Here is a 19,444-nt window from a genome sequence, read left to right as displayed (position 1 = left end):
CCGACCTTACCCTCCCGCCATCAAATCCTTCGCCAGCGCCATATAGGCCGGCAGCGTCACCGGGTCGTTCGCGGCGTTGCCGGCGGCGTGATGCGAGGCGTAGCGCGCGATCACCATCTCGGCCTTCGGATCGATATAGATGCCCTGGCCGTGCACGCCACGCGCCATGTAGGCGCCGTGCGCATTGTGCGTCACCCACCACTGATTGCGGTAGGAGGCGCCCGGCAGTGTGGTGTACCCGGCCGGCTTGAATTTTTCGGGATCGCCGCCGCGCGCGATGTCCTCGACGACCGTGGACGGCACGATCTGGCGGCCGTTGAAGCGGCCGTGATTGCGGATCGTCTCGCCGAAGCGGGCGAGATCGCGCAGCGTGGTGGACAGCCCGCCGCCGCCGCTTTCGGTGCCGATGCGATCGACGTGATAATGCGCGTCCTCCTCCGCGCCCATCGGCGCCCAGATCCGTTCGGAGAGCAGGTCCGACAAGCTCATGCCGCTGGCGCGCCGGCAGATGAAGGCGAGCACGTCGGTATTGACGGTCTTGTAGGCGAAGGCCTTGCCGTGCTCGCCCTGCTTCTGCTGCGCGCGAAGGAAATCGAAGATGTTGGTCGCCCCCTCATAGCCTGCCGGGATCGGCGCCATGCCGTTGGCGCGCCGCAGCCCCCACACGTCGGAATTCTTGTCGGTATAGACCTCGGTGTATTTGAGGCCCGTAGTCATATCCATCACCTCGTGCACACGCGCATCGCCGAACGCGCTTGGCTTCAGCTCCGGCACATAGTCGGTGACCGGCGCCTGCGGATCGATCTTGCCCTCGGCGACCAGCATGCCTGCGAGCACGCCGGTGAACGACTTCGTCACCGACATCGCGATATGCGGCTTGTGCGGCTTCAACGCGCCGAAATAGTGCTCGTAGATCAGTTTGCCCCGGTGCAGCACGGCGATGCCGTCGGCATAGCTCTCCTCGAGCATGCGCGCGAAGGTCTGCGGGCGGCCGTCCATCGTCACCGACGCGGAGGCGCCGATGTCGTGATCTGCGCGCGGCAGCACCGACGCCGGCCCCGCCCCGCGCCAGACATTCACGGTCGGCACCAGCTGGCGGATATTGCTCCAGGCCCAGCGCAATTCGGGGAAGCTGCGGAACGAGCCGTCCTGGAATGTGATCGTCTTGTCCTGCGGCGGCGGAAAGCCCTGCATCCAGCCCAGCGTCTCGGGATCGGACTCGGCGGCGGTGGGATTCTGTTGCTGATTGGCGGCGGCTGCGACGGACATCAAGGCGGGCTCCAGAGCTGCGATGCGAAATCCGTATCACGCAGTGGCAAGGGGCACATCCCGCGTTTGCGCCGGGGTGACCGGCGCGGCGAGCGCGGGCTGCAGCGCGAATAGTTGCGCGACCGCGCCGCCAGCTTGATCCGACACATGACTGTCGAGTCCGGGCCAAATCATTCCACCAAGCGGATTACCCCGCCGCCGCACGCTCGATCGCGGCGATGTCGATCTTCTTCATCGTCATCATCGCCTCCATCGCGCGCTTTCCGATGGCGCGATCGGATCCGTTGACGAGCTCGAGCAGCCGCCGCGGCGTGATCTGCCAGGTAAATCCCCAGCGATCCCGGCACCAGCCGCACGGCAATTCCTTGCCGCCGTTCGAAGTGACCGCATTCCAGTAACGATCGGTCTCCTCCTGGCTGTCGGTGAGCACCATGAAGCTGACCGCCTCGTTCGGCGTATAGTTGGAGCCGCCATTCAGCCCGACGAAGCGGCGGCCGAGCACAGTGAACTCCACCGTCAGTTCATCACCCTGCCCGATGCCAGGTATCGGCGAGACGTGCCCCGCATCGACATGGCTGTCGGGAAACGTCGCAGCATAGAATTCCGCCGCAGCGCGCGCCTGGCCCTGATCGAACCAAAGGCATGTGACGAGATCGGTCATTTGCAGTCTCCTGGTTTATACGAAGGACGCTTGGCGAAGACGCCAGCCGACAGCACGGCGACAGGCGTATGAAAATAATTTGCGGGATCATGCGTTCCGCTGATCTCAGCCGCATGCGTCCACGTTGCCGCGACGGGAACCGAAAGCGCGGGGTAGGATCACAGTTGCTCCCGGAAACGACCTCCCCCGAGCCTGTAGCCCGGATGGAGCGCAGCGAAATCCGGGACCGGTCCTGCCAGAGGCGAGAACCCCGGATTACGCTTCGCTACATCCGGGCTACAACCGGCCAAAAGATTCCAGGATCGGCTGTCGGGGCGCGTGCCGCTCGTCCGTCCTCGGGACCAGGCAAGGACATGGAGAGAACCGATGACCCCCACCATCACCGCCTTCGAACGGTCACCCGATGGTGGCAAGGGACTGGCGCGCGATACGCGCGTTCGCTGGGCGCTGGAAGAAGTGGGCCAGCGTTACGCGGTTCGTCTCGTTTCATTCCAGGCGATGAAGGAGCCGGCACATCTGGCGCTGCATCCGTTCGGCCAGATTCCGACCTATCAGGAACGTGATCTCGCGCTGTTCGAGACCGGATCGATCGTGCTCCATATCGCCGAGCGTCATGCGGGCCTGCTGCCTGATGATGCCAATGCCCGCGCCCGCGCCATCACCTGGATGTTTGCCGCGGTCAACACGGTGGAACCACCGATCCTCGAACTCGCAACCGCCAGAATTCTGGAGAGCGATAAGCCGTGGTCTAAGGAGCGCATGCCTCTGGTCATGGATCGCGTCCGCGACCGGCTGAAGCAGCTCGCCGCCCGCCTCGGCGATGCCGACTGGCTCGACGGCGCGTTCAGCGCAGGCGACTTGATGATGGTGTCGGTGCTGCTCAGGCTGAGAATGTCGGGCATTCTCGACGAATATCCGAACCTCTCCGCCTACGTCGCCCGCGGCGAAGCGCGGCCGGCGTACAAGCGGGCTTTCGAGGCTCAGCTGGCGATCAACACGCGCTAACAACCGACCGGCTGAGGTTTGCGACACGCGGGACCGGCCCTCGCGCAGTTTCTCAGCACTGTCACACCGAAATACAGTTCCGGCACAAGCGATCACGATCGCTTCGAACCCCTCACGCAGCGTTGAGCCGGCGTGAGCAAGGATTGCATTTAAGTGCGCCCGCCCTGCGCACATCTACCTGACGAGGCCAGACTCCTTGGCCCCCTAAACAAAACGGAGACACTCAATGACGAACGTCAAACTGTTGTCGGCTGCTTTCATCGCGGTTGCCATGATCGCGTCGCCGGCGATCGCGCGTGAAACACACGCCGTTTCCAGACATGTTGCCGAAGCCAACGCCGCCGCGCCGGCTGAGCCCGTCTATGTCGATGGTCGCGCCTGCGTTCCAGCCCCGCGTGTCGGTTCATTCGCGACTGCGCCCTGGACCGGCGGCAATGTCCCCTGCGAGCCGGGACCGTATTGATCGCGCCGCGCGCACCGAACGGTCGAGCTGCTGTTGGCTGCTGAACCGGCTCGATACGCGATCGCGACAGATAGCGAAACACCAGCTCGTAGAGCGGGTCAGCGATCGCCTAACCCGCCTTACGGACTGATGGAGGAGTCCCGGATCTGCGCTCATCCGGGCTCTGATCACTTGACGATGCGGTGGATTACGCCTCGTCAACTCCCGTCGCCGACCTGCCGGGCGTCAGTCGCGCGAGATGGACAGTCCCGCGAGAAGCGGCGCATACGCAGCGAGCCGGCGGGATACGAACTCCGTGAAGAGCCGCACGCGCTTCGTCTTGCGTGTCTCGCCCTGTGTGAGAAGCCAGAGCGTTCCGTACATGTGCAGGCCGGTGCCCGGCACCCTCACCAACAGGGGGTCGGCATCGCCGACGAAGCACGGCAGTGTCGTGATCCCGAGCCCTTGCCGCACAGCAACGATCTGCGCCTCGGCGTCCGTGGTCCTGAATGGAACCCCCGTGGTCCGCACCTCACCCTCGCTGGCCCAATCCGGAATTCCATGAATGCTGATGACGATCCACCGGATGGGATCAGGCGCGCCCGCGCGCCACGCGGCCAGTCGATCGCGGGACATGTAAACGCCGCCGAACAGCTCCGGTCCCTTCAGGCCGTGAAGATTGAGCGGCAGGGTTTTGCGGTCGTAGACGACGCGGATCGCGAGGTCGGCCTCTCGGTTGGTCAGATTTGCCAGCTCGCCGGACGACAGGATTTCCATCTCGATGTCCGGATGCAGACGCGCGAACTCGGCGAAATCCGGCATGAGCAGGTGTGTCGCAAGCGGCGGTGCCAGCGTCACCCGCAGAAGCCCGCGCACGCTCTGGTCGCGCCCGAAGACGCGCGTCTCCAGCAGGTGCGACGACGCTTCCATCTGCTCCGCGAACGCGAGCACCTCCTCGCCCGCAGCCGTCAGGCGGTAGCCCGAAGGCAGCTTCTCGAACATGTGCACCCCGAGGCGTTCCTCGAGCTGGGCGATGCGTCGCAGCACGGTCGAGTGGTTCACACCGAGGCGCTCCGCGGCAGCCCGCACCGAGCCTCCGCGCGCGACGGCCAGAAAGTAGCGAACGTCATCCCAGTCGATCATGGTGCGATCCGGCACCGCGGGGTGTGCCTTCCAAAGCCCGTGTCCAATACGTCAAAGAGCATCCCGTATGTGGGTAGCACGGGCAGTTATCATAGCCCATGCCGACAGGCGCGGCCCAATTCCGAACGGCAGACGCCGATCGTCGCGGCCGGCGGCGTCGTCCGGCCGGATCGATTTCGCACCACCGATGTGCGCGCTTCCGCACTCAACGCCTGACGCCGGCGGACCCATCTCGAGGTTCTCGGGGAGCCTCCCCGAACGACCAAAGACGGAGTCTGAAGGAGAAGTCATGGGAAAGCTTGACGGTAAGGTTGCAGTCATCACGGGTGGATCGAGCGGCATGGCGCTGGCGAGCGCAAGGCGGTTCGTTGAAGAAGGCGCCTATGTCTTCATCACGGGCCGAAGGCAGGAGGCGCTCGACGATGCCGTCAGGCTGATCGGCCGGAACGTGACCGGCGTGCGCGGCGACGCAGCCAATCTCGACGACCTCGACCGCCTGTTCGACACGGTCAAGCGGCAAAAGGGCAGGATCGACGTCCTGTACGCGAGCGCCGGCATCGGCGAAGCCGTCCCGCTTGGCGAGATCAGCGAGCAGCATTTCGATGCGACCTTCGGCCTGAATACGCGCGGCACGCTGTTCACGGTTCAGAAGGCGTTGCCGCTGCTCAACGATGGCGGATCGATCTTCATGACCGGGTCAGTTGCTTCGGTGAAAGGTTTTCCTGGCTACGGCGTGTATGCGGCGAGCAAGGCGGCGTTGCGCTCATTCGCGCGCACCTGGCTCAACGAACTGAAGGCCAGGAATATCCGGGTGAACGTGCTGAGCCCGGGGCCGATCGCCACGCCGATGCAGGACCAAGTTCTCACCGAGGAGGCGAAGCGGATGTTCGAGTCCCTGATCCCACGGGGAAAGATGGGTCGTCCCGAGGAAATCGCGGCCGCCGCGCTGTTTCTCGCGTCAGACGATTCGAGCTTCGTGAATGGGGTGGAGTTGTCTGTCGATGGCGGATTCTCGGCGATCTGAAAGGCCGGGAAGCAATATCAACACGGTTCGGAGAAACATCATGAGCTATGCGATTGTAGGATTCGGTGCAGTAGGCCAGGCGCTGGCCCTCGCCTTCGCCCGTAAGAACATCGAGGTGGCCGTCGCGAGCCGCCGGCCGCCCGAGGCGTTGGCGCCGCAGGCTCGGGCGATTGGACCCACGGTCGTCGCCAAGCCACTGCGGGATGCACTCGAGGCCGACACAATCATCCTCGCGGTCCCGTTCGGGGAGCATCGCGAGGTTGCGAGGGCCCTGCCGAGCTGGAAAGGCAAGACGGTCATCGACGCGATGAACGCGTTAGTACCCCTTGAGGAGCTGGACGGCCTGCTGTCCTCCGCCTTCGTCGCGAAGGCGTTCACCGGCGCCAAGCTCGTGAAAGGTTTCAATCATCTGATTGCGGCCAAGCTGGCTGCCGATCCGATCGTCGAGGGCGGCCACCGGGTGATCTTTCTGTCTGGTGACGACGAAGACGCGATCGCTCCCGTGGCGGCCCTGGCCAAACAACTCGGGTTCGCGCCGGTCAAGCTGGGAAAGCTCAACGAGGGTGGCGCGCTGGTGCACGCACGCGGCCGCGTTTGGGGCCCGCTGATCTTCCAGGATTTGTTCAAGAAGGAGCAGTGAGCGATCTACGGGCGTGTGATTTGGCCCGAGAAACGAGTAGCCCGCATGAGCGCAGCGATATGCGGGACACCGCGCAGCACGCGGATATAAATACCCCGGATATCGCTTCGCTCATCCGGGCTACGACTGCCAATTGCCTGTAAGCTCATCACTGCTTGAAGCAATGCTCACGATGCCATCTCAGGAAATGTGGATGCGGTCGATCGGACACGCGCTGCGGTGCAAGCGCGTGTCCTGATTTGTTAATTATCGATCGTATGCCTTGCGGATCATTGGTCTGCCGCGAGATCAATATCTCCATATTGTCAGCCAAGCTGATCAAGCCGCGATCGAACATCCAATGCGCCGTCCCTGAGAGCGCGATCCCGTTGCTAACAATATCCGGCCCGCTCGCCTCCACTGGCCGAATGTGTGCGGCAGCGACTTCCGCGCGCCCCCTCCCATTGATCAGCTTTAGTCCCGTGATCGCGCACCGTTCGTCGTAGGCGCGCAGAACCACACGACGAAAGACCCGGTCGCGCATAATCCTCGACATCGTAACGCTCACGCGGTCGCGTTGCTGGTCATATATGAAGGGCGCTTGCGCTCCTTCGCCAATATCGAGCGATGGCACGTCATTATCGGAACGCGGCAACAGAGGTGCATCTTCCTCGAAGCCCAGTCCGACAATTCTGGCAAAATCTTCAGGCGAGAGTGGACGAACCGCAGATTGGGCCCGTCCGGAAATGCGTCCCTGGTCATTAAGGACACCTCGCTCCACCGGTCCCGTTGCACCGTTGAAGGGGACCGGATTTGCGAAGTCGAGATAGGTTCCTGGCTCGATCAGCGCGAGGTACATCCCGGAAATGCCGGGATCGGGGATAACTTGACGAACCTTGGCGAACGCAAAGTAACCTTTTGTCTCGGCCACTTTGCTTGGCTCGTAGTAGACAATCCAGCTACCGACACAGGCCTCGACGCGGCTCAAATACTGGCTGGGGAACTGATACTTTTCCGCAGGACTATCGTCGTAAATAGAGTCCGACCGATGAATGAATACGCCAAATCCCATAGCTGCTTCGGCCCGACCTCCCCGAATCTATTTGGTCTTCGTGACAACGCTCCAGGAAGTCATCATGGGATTGGCTTTCCCGAGCCCCTCACTCCCACTCGATCGTCCCCGGCGGCTTGCTCGTCACGTCGTACACCACCCGGTTCACGCCCTTCACCTCGTTGATGATGCGCGTCGCGGTTTCGCCCAGGAATTTCATGTCGAACTGGTAGAAGTCGGCGGTCATGCCGTCGGTCGAGGTGACGGCGCGGAGGCCGACGACGTATTCGTAGGTGCGGCCGTCGCCCATCACGCCGACGGTCTTGACCGGCAGCAGCACCGCAAAAGCCTGCCAGATCGCATCATAGAGGCCGTGCTTGCGGATCTGGTCGATATAGACCGCGTCCGCGTTGCGCAGGATGTCGAGCTTTTCCCTGGTGATGTCGCCGGGGCAGCGGATGGCAAGGCCCGGGCCCGGGAACGGGTGGCGGCCGACGAAGACTTCGGGCAGGCCGAGCTCGCGGCCGAGCACGCGCACCTCGTCCTTGAACAATTCGCGCAGCGGCTCGACCAGCTTCATGTTCATGCGGGCCGGCAGGCCGCCGACGTTGTGGTGCGACTTGATCGTCACCGAGGGGCCGCCGGTGAAGGAGACGCTCTCGATCACATCAGGATAGAGCGTGCCCTGCGCCAGGAATGCGGCGCCGCCGATTTTTTTCGCCTCCGCCTCGAACACGTCGATGAACAGCCGCCCGATGGTCTTGCGCTTCACCTCGGGATCGGTGACGCCTTCGAGCTCGCCCAAAAACTCTTTCGACGCGTCCACATGGACCAGCGGAATGTTGTAGTGGTTGCGGAACAGGTCGACGACGGTCTTGGCCTCGTCGAGCCGCAACAGGCCGTGATCGACGAAGACGCAGGTGAGCTGGTCGCCGATCGCCTCATGGATCAGCACCGCGGCGACGGCGGAATCGACGCCGCCGGACAGGCCGCAGATCACCTTGCCCTGGCCGACCTGGGCGCGGATCTTCTCGATCGCCTCCTCGCGGAAGGCGCGCATGGTCCAGTCGCCGGTCAGGCCTGCGACCTTGCGCACGAAGTTGCGCAACAGCTTTGCGCCATCCGGCGTGTGCACCACCTCGGGATGGAACATCAGGCCGTAGTACTTCCGTTTCTCGTCCTGGATGATCGCGAACGGCGCGTTCGGCGAGGTGCCGGCCACCGAGAAGCCGGGCGGCATCTTGGTGATGCGGTCGCCATGGCTCATCCACACCTGGTGCTTTTCGCCGTGGCCCCAGACGCCGTCGAACAGTTGGCTGTCGGTCTTGACCTCGACATCGGCGCGGCCGAATTCGCGATGATGCCCGCCCTCGACCTCGCCGCCGAGTTGGGCGGCCAGAGTCATCTGGCCGTAGCAGATGCCGAGCACGGGAACGCCGGACTCGAAGATCAGCTGCGGGGCGCGCGGCGAGCCGGTTTCATGCACAGATTCCGGGCCGCCGGAGAGGATCACCGCCTTCGGCTTCATCTCCTTGAAGGCGGCCTCCGCCTTCTGGAACGGCACGATCTCGGAATAGACGCCCATCTCGCGGACGCGGCGGGCGATCAGTTGCGTCACCTGGCTGCCGAAATCGACAATCAGAATCTTGTCATGCGCCGAGGCCACCGTGGGCGCCGACGAGTTATTGGCTGTGTGCTGGGCTGTCATGGCAAGCAGATACGCGACACCGCCCGCCCCCGCAACCGCGCAGCGCGGGGCGCCCACATTCTTCTTTGGGCATGGACAAATCGATATAGGTCAGTACTATTGACCTAATTTGGCCAATAACCAATGGGAGGAAACCAATGCCAGATTTTCACGAACCGTCCCGCCTCGCAGCCCTCGGCCGCGACTGGGTCGCCGCGTGGAACGCGCGCGACCTCGAGCGCGTGCTGGCGATGTATTCGGAGGATACCGAGATGACCTCGGACCGGATCCCGGCGCTCGGCTTCGGCGCGTCAGGCACGGTGCGCGGCAAGGCGCAGCTGCGCGCCTATTGGAGCGCCGCGCTGGCCAAACTACCCGAGCTGCATTTCGAGCTGATCGACCTCTATGTCTCGCCCGACAGCGTCGTCGTGTTCTACCAGAATGAGCGCGGCAAGAAGATCTGCGAGTATCTGCGGTGTGACGCCGAGGGCAAGATCAGGCAGGGCTCGGCGAACCATCTGGTGGGTTGAGCTACCGTCGAATCGTAGGGTGGGTTAGCCGTAGGCGTAACCCACCGAGTTGCACGACGAAAAAGATGGTGGGTTACGCTAACGCTAACCCACCCTACGCACCGGCATCTGGATCAGGACCACGCCCATGAAAATCCCGACCCTGCCCTTCACCGTCACCGACTGGAGCCAGGTCGAACCCACCGTGCACCCCGGCGAGACCGGGCAAGCGTTGTGGCGCACGCTCGATATCGGCGAGCTGCGGGTGCGGATGGTCGAGTACTCGCCGGGCTACCTCGCCGATCACTGGTGCGATCGCGGCCATGTGCTGTTTGTGGTCAAGGGTGAGCTCGACACCGAGCTGCGCGACGGCCGCAAATTCACGTTGCGGCCGGGCATGAGCTACCAGGTCTCCGATTTCGGCGACGCCGCGCACCGTTCGTCGACCGCGACGGGTGCGACGCTGTTTATCGTGGATTGAACTGACGTAGTCCCCCCGTCATTGCGAGCCACCCGGTCGGCGCGAAGCGCCGCCGGATGACAGGCTCCGCGAAGCAATCCATAGCGCCGCTTGCCGAGACATGGATTGCTTCGTCGCTTCGCTCCTCGCAATGACGTGGAGAGAGTCACGCACTCACCGCCTCCGCGCCGCAACCTTCCTTACCTTCGTATCCGACCAGCTCAGAGGCTTGCCATTCTTCGACGGCAGCACGAGTTGCCCGACGGCCTGCCCGGCCTGGTCGAGCAGCACGGAATGCGTCTCGCCCCGCGCATAGAGATGCGCCTCGCCCCATTGCCGCAAGGAGACCACGATCGGGAACAGGTCGTGTCCCCGCTTCGTCAGCACATATTCGAGGTAGGCGCTGCCGTCTGACGCCGCGACCTGCTCGAGCACGCCGGTGTCGACCAGCTTGCGCAGCCGCGCCGTCAGCATGCCCTTGGCGATGCCGAGGTTCTTCTGGAAGTCGCCGAAGCGGCGCAGGCCGTCAAACGCGTCGCGCACGATCAACAACGACCACCAGTCGCCGATCGCATCCAGCGCGCGGGCCACCGGGCATTCCGCCTTTGCAAATCCGGTCCGCTGCATCGCGTTTCACCCTCCTCGATCACGATTCCGAACTGGTCTTAAAATAGGACTAGACAGACCGCGATGCAACTGGTCTCATTATAAGACCAGATTGCGAATTGCAGCGGAACCAAGATGACGAACCAGACCATGACGGAGGCCGGACCGGCCACGGGCGATCACAAGACGGACGGCAAGGCCCGCGACAGCAAGGCAGGCGTGCTGTCGCCCGCGGTCGTGCTGCTGTTTGCGGTCGCCTGCGGGCTGAGTGTTGCCAACATCTATTCCGCCCAGCCGCTGCTCGACACCATGGCGCAGGATCTCGGCATCACCCCCGCCGCGATCGGCATCGTGGTGACGCTGACCCAGGTCGGACTCGCGTTCGGCCTGATGCTGATCGTGCCACTCGGCGACCTCTGGGACCGCCGCAAGCTGATCGTCGGCCAGATCATGCTGTCCGCGGTCGCGCTCGTCGTGGTCGGCGCCGCGCCGAACGCGGTCGTGCTGTTTTGCGGAATGGCGCTGGTCGGGTTGCTCGCCGTCGTCATCCAGGTGATCGTCGCCTTTGCCGCGACATCGGCCTCGCCGGCCGAGCGCGGCCAGACCATCGGCACCATTCAAAGCGGCGTCGTGTCGGGTATCCTGCTGGCTCGTTTTGCGTCGGGCACGCTCGCCGATATCGGCGGATGGCGCATGGTCTACCTGACCTCGGCGGTGCTGATGCTCGCAATGGCCGCACTGCTCGCCTATGTGCTGCCGCGGCAGCCGCCGCGGGCGTTGACCGGATCATCCTATGCCAAGCTGCTGCGCTCGACGGCCGCGCTGTTCGCCGAGGAGCCGGTGCTGCGCGAGCGCGCCGTGTTCGCGTTGCTGATTTTCGCAAGCTTCAGCGCGTTCTGGAGCTCGGTCGTGCTGCCGCTCGCCGCGCCGCCGCTGTCGCTGTCGCACACCGCGATCGGCATGCTCGGCATTGCCGGCCTTGCCGGCGCGCTGGCGGCGCGCAATTCAGGCCGCCTCGCCGATCGCGGCTGGGGCCAGCGCACCACCGGATTGTCGCTGCTGCTGATGCTCGCCGGCTGGGCACCGATCGCCTGCCTGCGTTCTTCCCTGTGGCTGGTGCTCGCAGGCGTCGTCATGATCGACTTCGCGGTGCAAGCCGTCCATGTCACCAACCAGAGCCTGATCGTCGCTGCCCGCCCCGAAGCGTCGAGCCGCCTGATCGGCGTCTACATGGTGTTCTACTCGGTCGGCAGCGGGCTCGGCGCGATCGCTTCGACGATGGCCTATGCCGCCGCCGGCTGGCTCGGTGTCTGCGCGCTCGGCGCTGCGATCAGCGCCTGCGCATTGCTGTACTGGGTCATCGTGGTGAGCAAGGCGCCGGTGCCGGCGGGCGTGTGCTCCGAAGCGTAGCAGACACGCCCGTCATTGCGAGCGAAGCGAAGCAATCCATCGTGCCGCATGTGCGGAGCCATGGATTGCTTCGTCGCTTCAGCGCAAAATTGCTTTGCAATTTTGTCGCGAGCTCCTCGCAATGACGGCGGAGAAAGCCTCACGCCTTCTTCAGCACCGAGACGAAGAACCCGTCCGTGCCGGTCCGGCGCGGCGTCATCAGCAGGCCCTCCGGCGATTGCAACGCGGCTTCCGCGAATTGCTCGGCCTTGTCCCACAAGACCGATGCGGTCTGCTCGGGCGGCTGCACCGAAAACTCCGGATGCCGCGCGATGAACGCCTTGACCTGCTCGCCGTTCTCCTCGGCCAGCACCGAGCAGGTGATGTAGGCGATCCGGCCGCCGGATTTCACCAGCGGCGCGGCGCGCGCCAGCACCTCGGCCTGGTCCTTCAGCCGCACCTCGAGCGCGCCGGGGCGCATCCGCCATTTGGCGTCGGGATTGCGGCGCCAGGTGCCGGTGCCGGTGCACGGCGCGTCGATCAGCACGAGATCGGCGGAGGCCTTGATGTCGGACAGCACCTCCTCCTCACCGCGCGGCGTGCGCACATCGCAATTGTGCACGCCGGCGCGCGACAGCCGCTCATGGATCGGCACGAGCTGGCGCTTGTCGCTGTCGGTCGCGATCAGCCGGCCCTTGCCGTCCATCATCGCGGCCACCGCCAGCGTCTTGCCGCCGGCGCCGGCGCAGAGATCGATCACCTGCTCGCCGGGCTTGGCCGCCGAGAACATCGCGGCAAGCTGCGAGCCCTCGTCCTGGACTTCGATGGCGCCCTTGATGAAATCCTCCTCGGCATGGATGCCGGGATTGCGCGCGTCGGCGCCGAGCTCGATGCGCAGGCCGAGCGGCGACCACGGCGTTTCCTTCGCACCCAGATACGACAGCCGCGGCAGCACCTTCTCGCGCTTGCCGCGCAGCGTGTTGACGCGCAGATCGAGCGGCGCGCGGCTCGCCATCGCGGTCGCTTCCGCGGCGCGGTCCTCGCCGAACACTTTTGCCAGATACGGATCGAGCCAGTCCGGATAGTCGCCCGCGACATGCGCCGGCGCATCCGCAAGCGAACGCGAGGCCAAGGCAGCCTCCTCGGCTGTGGTCAGCGGATCCGGCGCAAAGCGGCCGCCGTCGCACAGCGCCGAGATCGTCGGGATGTCCATGCCGCGCTCGAGCTTGAGCATGCCGAGCACCCGCGACCGGGCGCTGCCATCGTCCATCAGCCAGGCCGCGGAGGATTGCCGGCGCAGCACGTCCCAGATCAGGCCGGAGATCGCGGCGCGATCACCGGAGCCGGCATAGCGGCGCGCGGTGCCCCATTCCTTCAGCGCTTTCGCGGCGGGAATGCGCTGTGCGTCGATGGTAGCGATCAGCTCGATCGCGGCGGAAAGCCGGGCAGCGGGGGTCATCGATCTCTTTCGGTTGGGCGCATCAAATCAGCAGCAGGAGCTTGAGCGCGAAATACAGCCACATCGCCGCCAGCACCAGCACGCCGGCGAACCAGGCGAGCGAGCGCGGCCGCACGTCGTTGGAGGTGACGAATATCCCGGCATGGGCAAACCGGGTCACCACGAAAACCCAGGACATCAGCACGATGAACAGATCGGCACGGCGCAGCGGCAGCGCAATGGCGATCAGGACATAGAACAGCACCGGCAGCTCGAACTGGTTGGCAAAGCAGTTGGCGACCTGGGTGGCGCGCTCCGGCCAGTTCGGCTGGCGCAGCGCGATATCGGCCATCTTGGTCTCACCGCTCGCCAGCGTCCTCGTCCGTGCCGTCGCCATCACAAACAGCAGCGCGAAGGTGAGGCCAATCTGGATGAAGACCGGCAACAGAACCATTTGAACCGACATCAAGAATCTCCCTTAAGCCGGGCGCCCGGCCGCCCTCTTAGCCGCCACGGCCGCGCAACACAATGAATCGTCCGCGGTAACCCGTTGAACCACGATCCGAGCCCGGGTGACCAACTCCCAGGAATAATGGCGGTTTCAGTTCCCCACGTATGACGCGATGAGCGTCATCACCTCTATCCTGGACGGCGCGGCCCTGGCGGCCGCGAGCCTCGGCGATCTCCTCACCTCCCTATTGAAGGCGATCGACCCCGGCATCGGCTGGTTCGACGACGCGGCGGATGGCGGGCTCGGCATGGTGCTGTCTGGGCTCGCCGGCGTCGCCGCTGCGCTGCTGGTCGCCATCCTGCTCTCGGTTTATTTCCGCAGCGGCTATCGCTCGACGCGCGATATCCTCAGGCACGGCCTCGCCACGGCGCTGGTGCTCAGCCTGCTCGGCTATGCGGCCTACGATATGGGGCACGATGCGCTTGCCTATTTCGGGCTCAACACATCGCAGGCCGTGACGGGAACAAACCCGCCGAACACCGGGCTGCTCGGAGGTCGCGGCGGCCCGCCTGCCCTGCCCATCCGCGCGGACAAGCAGCTTGCGATCTAGCGGCCTGGGCCGCCGGATCAAACAAGACATCAAACAACGCATCAAACAGAGCAGCGAAGAACACGCTGAAATCGTCATCGTTCCGACTTCGCGCCGACGCTATAATTCGGCCGAAAGGATCGATGCATGGCCCAGTTTCGCCTGACCCAAATCTCCGACACCCACCTCACGCGCCGCTTCAAGCCGCTCGTTGACAACTTTCATCGCGTCAGCGAACACATCGACGCGACGCGTCCCGATCTCGTGCTCAACTCGGGCGACGTCGCGTTCGATGGGCCGACCAGCCGCGACGATCTGGTGTTCGCCAAGGAACTGCACAGCGCGCTGCCGGTGGATTGCCTCTATCTGCCGGGCAATCACGACATCGGCGACAATCCGACCGCGGTCGGCCCGGTCCCGGCGCAACTGCCGACTGAAGAGACGCGCCGCGCCTTCACCTCGGTGCTCGGCGAGGATCGCTGGCATTTCGACGCCGCCGGCTGGTGCTTCATCGGCCTCAATTCGCTGATCATGAACACCGGCCTCGACAGCGAGGCCGCGCAATTCGACTGGCTCGCCTCGGCGCTCGACAAGGCCGTCGGCAGGCCCGTCGCGCTGTTCCTGCACAAGCCGCTGTATCTCGACGTGCCCTACGATGCCGAACGCGTCGAGACCGCGATCCGTTTCGTGCCGCAGCCGGCGCGCCGCCGCCTGATCGAGATGTTCGGCAAGGTCGATTGGCGCCTGGTCGGCAGCGGCCATGTGCACCAGCGCCGCGACTACACGTTCGAGCATGTCAGGCAGATCTGGGCGCCCTCGGCCGGCTTCATCATCTCAGATGCGCGACAGGAAGTGATCGGCATCAAGGAAACCGGTCTGGTCGAGTACCGCTTCCAGCCGGACAGCTTTGAGGTCCGCCACGTCAGGGCCAAGGGTCAGGTCGATGTCGACCTGGACATGCTGCTCGGCAAGCAGCCGGCGTGAGCCGTCTCAGCTCCGTGCCGCGTCGTGCAGATCTTGCTTGATGACGGTCAGCAGCGCCTGCAGCGAGTCCTTGTTCGGCTGTGCCGCCGCCGGCTGCGCACGCGGCACGAAGCGGACCGGCTCGGCGCCCGGCTCGTCCTCGACAAATTTTCCATGCAAGACGTCGTCGCGGCGGCCCATGACGAACATCGTCGCCCAATAGCCGAGTGCGAGGAGAATGACCCCGGAAACAATAGCTTCAAAAACCATGGCTACACCTGAAATATAGCCATATTGAATCAACTGCTCAGGGTCCCCGTCAAGCAAATGGGGGCCGAAGAGCCCCCAAAAGCCCGCCATTGTGGCGTTTTTGATACTTTGTTGCGCGGAATGGGAGATTCCGGGCCTTAACTCAGGCCTTATCCGGCCCGATCCGGACCAGCTGCTTGCCGAAATTGGCGCCCTTGAGCAGGCCCATGAAGGCCTCCGGCGCGCTGTCCAGGCCCTCGGTCACGAACTCCTTGTACTTGACCTTGCCCTCGCGCACCCACTGCGACATGTCGCGCAGGAAGTCGCCATGCATCGCGGCGAAGTCGCTGACGATGAAGCCGCGGAAGGTCAGCCGCTTGGTCAGGATGTTGCGCATCATCGCGCCGGCCCATTTCGGGGCGTGCGCCTCGGTGTCGTTGTAATGCGCGATCAGGCCGCAGACCGGAATCCGCGCGAACGCATTGAGCAGCGGAAACACCGCGTCGAACACCGCGCCGCCGACATTCTCGAAATAAACGTCGATGCCCTTCGGGCAGGCTTCCTTCAGCTTCGCCGCAAGATTGGGATCGCGATGATCGAGGCACTCGTCGAAGCCGAGCTCGTTCTTGACGTAGGCGCATTTGTCCTTGCCGCCGGCAATGCCGATCGCCCGCGCGCCCTTGATCTTCGCGATCTGCCCGACCGCCGAGCCGACAGCGCCGGACGCGGCGGCAACCACCACCGTCTCGCCCGCCTGGGGCTTGCCGATCTCGAGCAGCCCCGTATAGGCGGTCATGCCGGGCATGCCGAGCACGCCGACCGCGGTCGAGATCGGCGCGATCTTCGGATCAATCTTGGCGAGCCCCTTGCCGTCGGACAGCGCATGCGTCTGCCAGCCCGCGCGCGACAGCACGATATCGCCCTTGGCAAAGGCGGAATTGTTGGACGCGATCACCTCGCTCACTGTACCGCCCTCCATCACGCCGCCGACCGGCACCGGTGCGGCATAGGACGGACCGTCGGCCATGCGGCCGCGCATATAGGGATCGAGCGACAGCCAGATGGTGCGCAGCAGCACCTCGCCCGCGCCCGGTGTCGGCGGCGTGTAGTCCTCGAGCCGGAAGTTGGCCGGCGTGGGCTCGCCATGCGGGCGCGAGGCCAGAACAATGCGCTTTCCTTGGGACATAGGGATTTTCCTCTTTGGGGGTGATTGGTTGGTGGCGCACACGTAGTCACGCAATCCAGCTCCCCGCAAGGGAGATGGATTTGCTCTTTCGCGCGCGCTTGTTTGAAATGTTGTTTGAAATGACGGCCGTCATGCCGGAAGCATGCCGCCCGGCAGATCCGTCATTGCGGGGCAGTCCGCCCGGCTTCCGCGCGATCGTTAGTCGGCCGGGATGAAACGGAGGGTGCCTGCGCGACGCGTTGGCTTGCCGGTGTCGTTGGTATGATTGACGCCATCCATGACAGGCACCTCAGGGAAATCGAATGGGCTTACACCGTCGAGGCACGCCACGTTGACGGCATACAGGCTCTGGTTCGATCGCCGCTGATGATGCGTGTAGATTCCGCAGCGAGAACAGAAGAAGTGCTGTGCCGATCCGGTGTGGAAGCGGTAGCTCGTCAGCGCCTCCTCGCCCTGCAGGAACTTGATCCCACCCATCTCCGCCATGACGACGACGGCGCCGCGCATCCGGCAGTAAGAGCAGGTGCAGCGGCGGATCGAATTGAAACCGTCGCTGAGCGTCGCCTCGAAGCGCACCGCGCCGCAATGGCACTGGCCGGCCCGAACGTTCGTGTCGCTCACCATATCGCCTGGGTCCCCTGTCAAGAGATTCCGGGATCGGCCCCGTGGACCGACCCGGAATGACGAACGAGGTGCTTACACCCCGCCCGGATAGTTCGGGGCTTCGCGCGTGATGGTGACGTCGTGGACGTGGCTCTCGCGCAGGCCCGCGCCGGTGATGCGGACGAACTCGGCCTTCTCATGGAAATCCTTGATGTCCTTCGCACCGACATAACCCATCGCCGCTCTGAGACCGCCGGCGAGCTGGTGCATCACGTTGCCGACCGGGCCCTTGTAGGGCACCTGGCCCTCGATGCCCTCGGGCACGAGCTTCAGCGTGTCCTTGATGTCCTGCTGGAAGTAGCGGTCGGCCGAGCCGCGCGCCATCGCGCCGACAGAGCCCATGCCGCGATAGGCCTTGTAGGAGCGGCCCTGCCACAGGAACACTTCGCCTGGCGTCTCATCGGTGCCGGCGAGCAGCGAGCCGACCATCGCGATGTCGGCGCCGGCGGCCAGCGCCTTGGCAAGGTCGCCGGAATATTTGATGCCGCCGTCGGCGATCACGGGCACGTCGGCCTTCTTTGCTGCCGCCACCGCATCCATGATCGCGGTGAGCTGCGGCACGCCGACGCCGGCGACGATGCGCGTGGTGCAGATCGAGCCCGGGCCGATGCCGACCTTGATGCAGTCGGCGCCCGCATCGATCAGCGCCTGCGCGCCGCCCTCGGTCGCGACGTTGCCTGCCACGACCTGAACGGCGTTGGAGAGCCGCTTGATGCGGTTGACGGCATTGAGCACATGCCGCGAGTGACCATGCGCGGTGTCGACCACGACGACGTCGACGCCGGCATCGATCAGCCGCTCGGTGCGCTCATAGCCGGTCTCGCCGACGGTGGTGGCGGCGGCGACACGCAGCCGGCCCTGCGCATCCTTGCAGGCCAGCGGATGGGCGACCGCCTTTTCCATGTCCTTCACGGTGATCAGGCCGACGCAGCGATATTGGTCGTCGACCACGACCAGCTTTTCGATGCGGTGCTGGTGCAGCATCCGCTTCGCCTCGTCCTGGCTGACGCCCTCGCGCACCGTGACGAGGTTCTCGTGCGTCATCAGCTCCGAAACCTTTTGCCGCGGATCGGTTGCGAAGCGCACGTCGCGGTTGGTCAGGATGCCGACCAGCTTGCCCGGCACGTTCTTGCCCGCACCGGTCACGACCGGGATGCCGGAGATGCCGTGATCCTTCATCAGCGTCAGCGCGTCCGACAGCGTGGCTTCAGGACCGATGGTGAGCGGATTCACCACCATGCCGGATTCGAATTTCTTGACCAGCCGCACCTGAGCAGCCTGGCCTTCGGGGTCGAAATTGCGATGGATGACGCCGAGGCCGCCAGCCTGCGCCATCGCAATCGCCATCCGCGCCTCGGTGACGGTGTCCATCGCGGACGCCATGATCGGGATGTTGAGCTGGATCGCGCGTGTGACCCGCGAGCGAATATCGACTTCCGAGGGGAGAACGTCGGACAGACCGGGCTTCAGAAGCACATCGTCGAACGTGTAGGCTTCGCGGATAGCCTGAAATCCCGTGGCCATTGCCAACTCCTTATCTGCGGCCTCAGCCGCGAGGGTCTTACGGATGAACGCTACCTGCGGCGACGCTCGCTGCGTCACCGTCGAATCGGCGCCCATCGGTGGGGTTGACGCTGGTCGATAGCATGGCGGCATGACGAATCAAAGTGTTTGCCAGCCATGCACAGGCTTTTTACGGGCCGGTTCACGGGCCCGGTAGCCAGCTTAGCGATATCCGTGCGGCGGCCCGTGCCGGCGGATCGCCTCGACCACCTCGCGGTGGCGCCGGTCCTCGCGCTTCATGTGAACCGCGATCACCGCATGGGCCGACGGCACCAGCAGCAAGACGTGGAAAAACAGCCCGAAAATCGCGCAAAACACGATCAGGACCAGATTGAAGATGGCCGAAAACGGCTGTCCGTTCAGGAGCAGCCCGATCGGCGGCAGCAGAGCGGCAAGGACGTACATCACGGCACGGACCCCTAACGCTGGCGGATGCATAGCAGCGTCACGCAGGATTTAGGGCGTTTGCCCGGTTCC

Annotated in this window: 22 protein-coding genes; 9 read left to right on the top strand and 13 right to left on the bottom strand. The window is 64.5% G+C overall.

The genetic code is table 11. From position 1 onward, the window contains the following. Window positions 1-6: 6 nt before the first annotated feature. Together ACOIX3_RS17275 and ACOIX3_RS17270 are read right to left on the bottom strand one after the other, a co-directional pair. Window positions 7-1,269: a serine hydrolase domain-containing protein gene (locus ACOIX3_RS17275; RefSeq protein WP_420971033.1), complete on the bottom strand. Its 1,263-nt coding sequence runs from the start codon at window positions 1,267-1,269 to the stop codon at window positions 7-9. Between the two features lie 187 nt (window positions 1,270-1,456). Continuing rightward, window positions 1,457-1,930, bottom strand: coding sequence for a VOC family protein (locus tag ACOIX3_RS17270; RefSeq protein WP_420971031.1), 474 nt, complete (start codon window positions 1,928-1,930; stop codon window positions 1,457-1,459). Between the two features lie 366 nt (window positions 1,931-2,296). Between ACOIX3_RS17270 and ACOIX3_RS17265 the strand changes: the two genes are divergently transcribed. Beyond that, window positions 2,297-2,935 (top strand): glutathione S-transferase family protein, encoded by a 639-nt coding sequence (locus ACOIX3_RS17265; protein WP_420971030.1) that lies wholly within the window; start codon window positions 2,297-2,299, stop codon window positions 2,933-2,935. Window positions 2,936-3,161: 226 nt separating this feature from the next. Next, window positions 3,162-3,398, top strand: a complete 237-nt coding sequence (locus ACOIX3_RS17260; RefSeq protein WP_420971028.1) for a hypothetical protein — start codon at window positions 3,162-3,164, stop codon at window positions 3,396-3,398. A 225-nt stretch (window positions 3,399-3,623) separates the two neighbouring features. On the opposite strand, the gene ACOIX3_RS17255 is transcribed toward ACOIX3_RS17260, so the two are convergent. Then, a complete protein-coding gene (locus ACOIX3_RS17255; protein WP_420971026.1) occupies window positions 3,624-4,520 on the bottom strand; it encodes a LysR family transcriptional regulator in 897 nt (298 codons plus the stop codon). A 289-nt stretch (window positions 4,521-4,809) separates the two neighbouring features. Between ACOIX3_RS17255 and ACOIX3_RS17250 the strand changes: the two genes are divergently transcribed. Both ACOIX3_RS17250 and ACOIX3_RS17245 read left to right on the top strand, forming a co-directional pair. Beyond that, complete coding sequence (locus tag ACOIX3_RS17250) at window positions 4,810-5,544, top strand: SDR family NAD(P)-dependent oxidoreductase (protein WP_420971749.1); 735 nt, start codon at window positions 4,810-4,812, stop codon at window positions 5,542-5,544. 40 nt (window positions 5,545-5,584) lie between these two features. Then, complete coding sequence (locus ACOIX3_RS17245; RefSeq protein ID WP_420971024.1) at window positions 5,585-6,184, top strand: NADPH-dependent F420 reductase; 600 nt, start codon at window positions 5,585-5,587, stop codon at window positions 6,182-6,184. 148 nt (window positions 6,185-6,332) lie between these two features. Here the strand turns inward: ACOIX3_RS17245 and ACOIX3_RS17240 are convergent, their stop codons facing one another. Further along, window positions 6,333-7,235 (bottom strand): HNH endonuclease, encoded by a 903-nt coding sequence (locus tag ACOIX3_RS17240; protein ID WP_420971023.1) that lies wholly within the window; start codon window positions 7,233-7,235, stop codon window positions 6,333-6,335. Window positions 7,236-7,323: 88 nt separating this feature from the next. Beyond that, window positions 7,324-8,922 carry a glutamine-hydrolyzing GMP synthase gene (guaA, locus tag ACOIX3_RS17235; protein ID WP_420971022.1) on the bottom strand — a complete coding sequence of 533 codons (1,599 nt, stop codon included), beginning with the start codon at window positions 8,920-8,922 and terminating at the stop codon, window positions 7,324-7,326. Window positions 8,923-9,059: 137 nt separating this feature from the next. On the opposite strand from guaA, the gene ACOIX3_RS17230 reads away from it, so the two are divergent. Next, window positions 9,060-9,431, top strand: a complete 372-nt coding sequence (locus ACOIX3_RS17230; RefSeq protein WP_420971021.1) for a nuclear transport factor 2 family protein — start codon at window positions 9,060-9,062, stop codon at window positions 9,429-9,431. 127 nt (window positions 9,432-9,558) lie between these two features. Continuing rightward, window positions 9,559-9,891, top strand: coding sequence for a DHCW motif cupin fold protein (locus ACOIX3_RS17225; RefSeq protein WP_420971020.1), 333 nt, complete (start codon window positions 9,559-9,561; stop codon window positions 9,889-9,891). A 153-nt stretch (window positions 9,892-10,044) separates the two neighbouring features. On the opposite strand, the gene ACOIX3_RS17220 is transcribed toward ACOIX3_RS17225, so the two are convergent. Then, window positions 10,045-10,497: a winged helix-turn-helix transcriptional regulator gene (locus ACOIX3_RS17220; protein ID WP_420971019.1), complete on the bottom strand. Its 453-nt coding sequence runs from the start codon at window positions 10,495-10,497 to the stop codon at window positions 10,045-10,047. 114 nt (window positions 10,498-10,611) lie between these two features. Here ACOIX3_RS17220 and ACOIX3_RS17215 point away from each other — a divergent pair, with 114 nt between their 5' ends. Then, window positions 10,612-11,886 (top strand): MFS transporter, encoded by a 1,275-nt coding sequence (locus ACOIX3_RS17215; RefSeq protein ID WP_420971018.1) that lies wholly within the window; start codon window positions 10,612-10,614, stop codon window positions 11,884-11,886. A gap of 139 nt (window positions 11,887-12,025) precedes the next feature. Here the strand turns inward: ACOIX3_RS17215 and ACOIX3_RS17210 are convergent, their stop codons facing one another. Both ACOIX3_RS17210 and ACOIX3_RS17205 read right to left on the bottom strand, forming a co-directional pair. Then, window positions 12,026-13,324 carry an RsmB/NOP family class I SAM-dependent RNA methyltransferase gene (locus ACOIX3_RS17210; protein WP_420971016.1) on the bottom strand — a complete coding sequence of 433 codons (1,299 nt, stop codon included), beginning with the start codon at window positions 13,322-13,324 and terminating at the stop codon, window positions 12,026-12,028. A gap of 22 nt (window positions 13,325-13,346) precedes the next feature. Next, window positions 13,347-13,769, bottom strand: a complete 423-nt coding sequence (locus ACOIX3_RS17205; RefSeq protein WP_420971015.1) for an MAPEG family protein — start codon at window positions 13,767-13,769, stop codon at window positions 13,347-13,349. 157 nt (window positions 13,770-13,926) lie between these two features. Here ACOIX3_RS17205 and ACOIX3_RS17200 point away from each other — a divergent pair, with 157 nt between their 5' ends. Together ACOIX3_RS17200 and ACOIX3_RS17195 are read left to right on the top strand one after the other, a co-directional pair. Next, window positions 13,927-14,364, top strand: coding sequence for a hypothetical protein (locus ACOIX3_RS17200; RefSeq protein WP_420971014.1), 438 nt, complete (start codon window positions 13,927-13,929; stop codon window positions 14,362-14,364). 126 nt (window positions 14,365-14,490) lie between these two features. Then, the gene (locus ACOIX3_RS17195) at window positions 14,491-15,327 is read left to right on the top strand and encodes a metallophosphoesterase family protein (protein ID WP_420971013.1); all 837 of its coding nucleotides are present in this window, start codon (window positions 14,491-14,493) and stop codon (window positions 15,325-15,327) included. Window positions 15,328-15,333: 6 nt separating this feature from the next. Here the strand turns inward: ACOIX3_RS17195 and ACOIX3_RS17190 are convergent, their stop codons facing one another. From ACOIX3_RS17190 to ACOIX3_RS17170, 5 genes are all read right to left on the bottom strand, one after another. After that, entirely contained in the window at window positions 15,334-15,666 is a 333-nt protein-coding gene (locus tag ACOIX3_RS17190) for a hypothetical protein (RefSeq protein ID WP_420971012.1), read from the bottom strand. A 52-nt stretch (window positions 15,667-15,718) separates the two neighbouring features. Beyond that, window positions 15,719-16,741 (bottom strand): NADP-dependent oxidoreductase, encoded by a 1,023-nt coding sequence (locus tag ACOIX3_RS17185; protein ID WP_420971011.1) that lies wholly within the window; start codon window positions 16,739-16,741, stop codon window positions 15,719-15,721. A gap of 198 nt (window positions 16,742-16,939) precedes the next feature. Further along, on the bottom strand, window positions 16,940-17,365 hold the full coding sequence (locus ACOIX3_RS17180; RefSeq protein WP_342710938.1) for a GFA family protein: 426 nt from the start codon (window positions 17,363-17,365) through the stop codon (window positions 16,940-16,942). A 72-nt stretch (window positions 17,366-17,437) separates the two neighbouring features. After that, window positions 17,438-18,928: an IMP dehydrogenase gene (gene guaB / locus ACOIX3_RS17175; RefSeq protein ID WP_342722498.1), complete on the bottom strand. Its 1,491-nt coding sequence runs from the start codon at window positions 18,926-18,928 to the stop codon at window positions 17,438-17,440. A 201-nt stretch (window positions 18,929-19,129) separates the two neighbouring features. Beyond that, a complete protein-coding gene (locus ACOIX3_RS17170; RefSeq protein WP_420971010.1) occupies window positions 19,130-19,375 on the bottom strand; it encodes a hypothetical protein in 246 nt (81 codons plus the stop codon). Window positions 19,376-19,444: the final 69 nt, after the last annotated feature.

It is taken from the genome of Bradyrhizobium sp. B120 (assembly GCF_049075665.1).
GTDB lineage: Bacteria > Pseudomonadota > Alphaproteobacteria > Rhizobiales > Xanthobacteraceae > Bradyrhizobium.
Note: the sequence above shows the minus strand (reverse complement) of the source record. Positions and strands in the feature narration are given on the sequence as shown.

Excerpts from the sequence above, each read along its gene's own strand:
- ACOIX3_RS17190 (WP_420971012.1), bottom strand. The coding sequence starts at position 15,666 with ATGGCGGGCTTTTGGGGGCTCTTCGGCCCCCATTTGCTTGACGGGGAC.
- ACOIX3_RS17205 (WP_420971015.1), bottom strand. The coding sequence starts at position 13,769 with ATGTCGGTTCAAATGGTTCTGTTGCCGGTCTTCATCCAGATTGGCCTC.
- guaA (WP_420971022.1), bottom strand. The coding sequence starts at position 8,922 with ATGACAGCCCAGCACACAGCCAATAACTCGTCGGCGCCCACGGTGGCC.
- ACOIX3_RS17245 (WP_420971024.1), top strand. The coding sequence starts at position 5,585 with ATGAGCTATGCGATTGTAGGATTCGGTGCAGTAGGCCAGGCGCTGGCC.
- ACOIX3_RS17200 (WP_420971014.1), top strand. The coding sequence starts at position 13,927 with ATGAGCGTCATCACCTCTATCCTGGACGGCGCGGCCCTGGCGGCCGCG.
- ACOIX3_RS17250 (WP_420971749.1), top strand. The coding sequence starts at position 4,810 with ATGGGAAAGCTTGACGGTAAGGTTGCAGTCATCACGGGTGGATCGAGC.
- ACOIX3_RS17230 (WP_420971021.1), top strand. The coding sequence starts at position 9,060 with ATGCCAGATTTTCACGAACCGTCCCGCCTCGCAGCCCTCGGCCGCGAC.
- ACOIX3_RS17180 (WP_342710938.1), bottom strand. The coding sequence starts at position 17,365 with ATGGTGAGCGACACGAACGTTCGGGCCGGCCAGTGCCATTGCGGCGCG.
- ACOIX3_RS17265 (WP_420971030.1), top strand. The coding sequence starts at position 2,297 with ATGACCCCCACCATCACCGCCTTCGAACGGTCACCCGATGGTGGCAAG.
- ACOIX3_RS17270 (WP_420971031.1), bottom strand. The coding sequence starts at position 1,930 with ATGACCGATCTCGTCACATGCCTTTGGTTCGATCAGGGCCAGGCGCGC.
- ACOIX3_RS17185 (WP_420971011.1), bottom strand. The coding sequence starts at position 16,741 with ATGTCCCAAGGAAAGCGCATTGTTCTGGCCTCGCGCCCGCATGGCGAG.
- ACOIX3_RS17260 (WP_420971028.1), top strand. The coding sequence starts at position 3,162 with ATGACGAACGTCAAACTGTTGTCGGCTGCTTTCATCGCGGTTGCCATG.
- ACOIX3_RS17210 (WP_420971016.1), bottom strand. The coding sequence starts at position 13,324 with ATGACCCCCGCTGCCCGGCTTTCCGCCGCGATCGAGCTGATCGCTACC.
- ACOIX3_RS17275 (WP_420971033.1), bottom strand. The coding sequence starts at position 1,269 with ATGTCCGTCGCAGCCGCCGCCAATCAGCAACAGAATCCCACCGCCGCC.
- guaB (WP_342722498.1), bottom strand. The coding sequence starts at position 18,928 with ATGGCCACGGGATTTCAGGCTATCCGCGAAGCCTACACGTTCGACGAT.
- ACOIX3_RS17240 (WP_420971023.1), bottom strand. The coding sequence starts at position 7,235 with ATGGGATTTGGCGTATTCATTCATCGGTCGGACTCTATTTACGACGAT.
- ACOIX3_RS17220 (WP_420971019.1), bottom strand. The coding sequence starts at position 10,497 with ATGCAGCGGACCGGATTTGCAAAGGCGGAATGCCCGGTGGCCCGCGCG.
- ACOIX3_RS17195 (WP_420971013.1), top strand. The coding sequence starts at position 14,491 with ATGGCCCAGTTTCGCCTGACCCAAATCTCCGACACCCACCTCACGCGC.
- ACOIX3_RS17255 (WP_420971026.1), bottom strand. The coding sequence starts at position 4,520 with ATGATCGACTGGGATGACGTTCGCTACTTTCTGGCCGTCGCGCGCGGA.
- ACOIX3_RS17225 (WP_420971020.1), top strand. The coding sequence starts at position 9,559 with ATGAAAATCCCGACCCTGCCCTTCACCGTCACCGACTGGAGCCAGGTC.
- ACOIX3_RS17215 (WP_420971018.1), top strand. The coding sequence starts at position 10,612 with ATGACGAACCAGACCATGACGGAGGCCGGACCGGCCACGGGCGATCAC.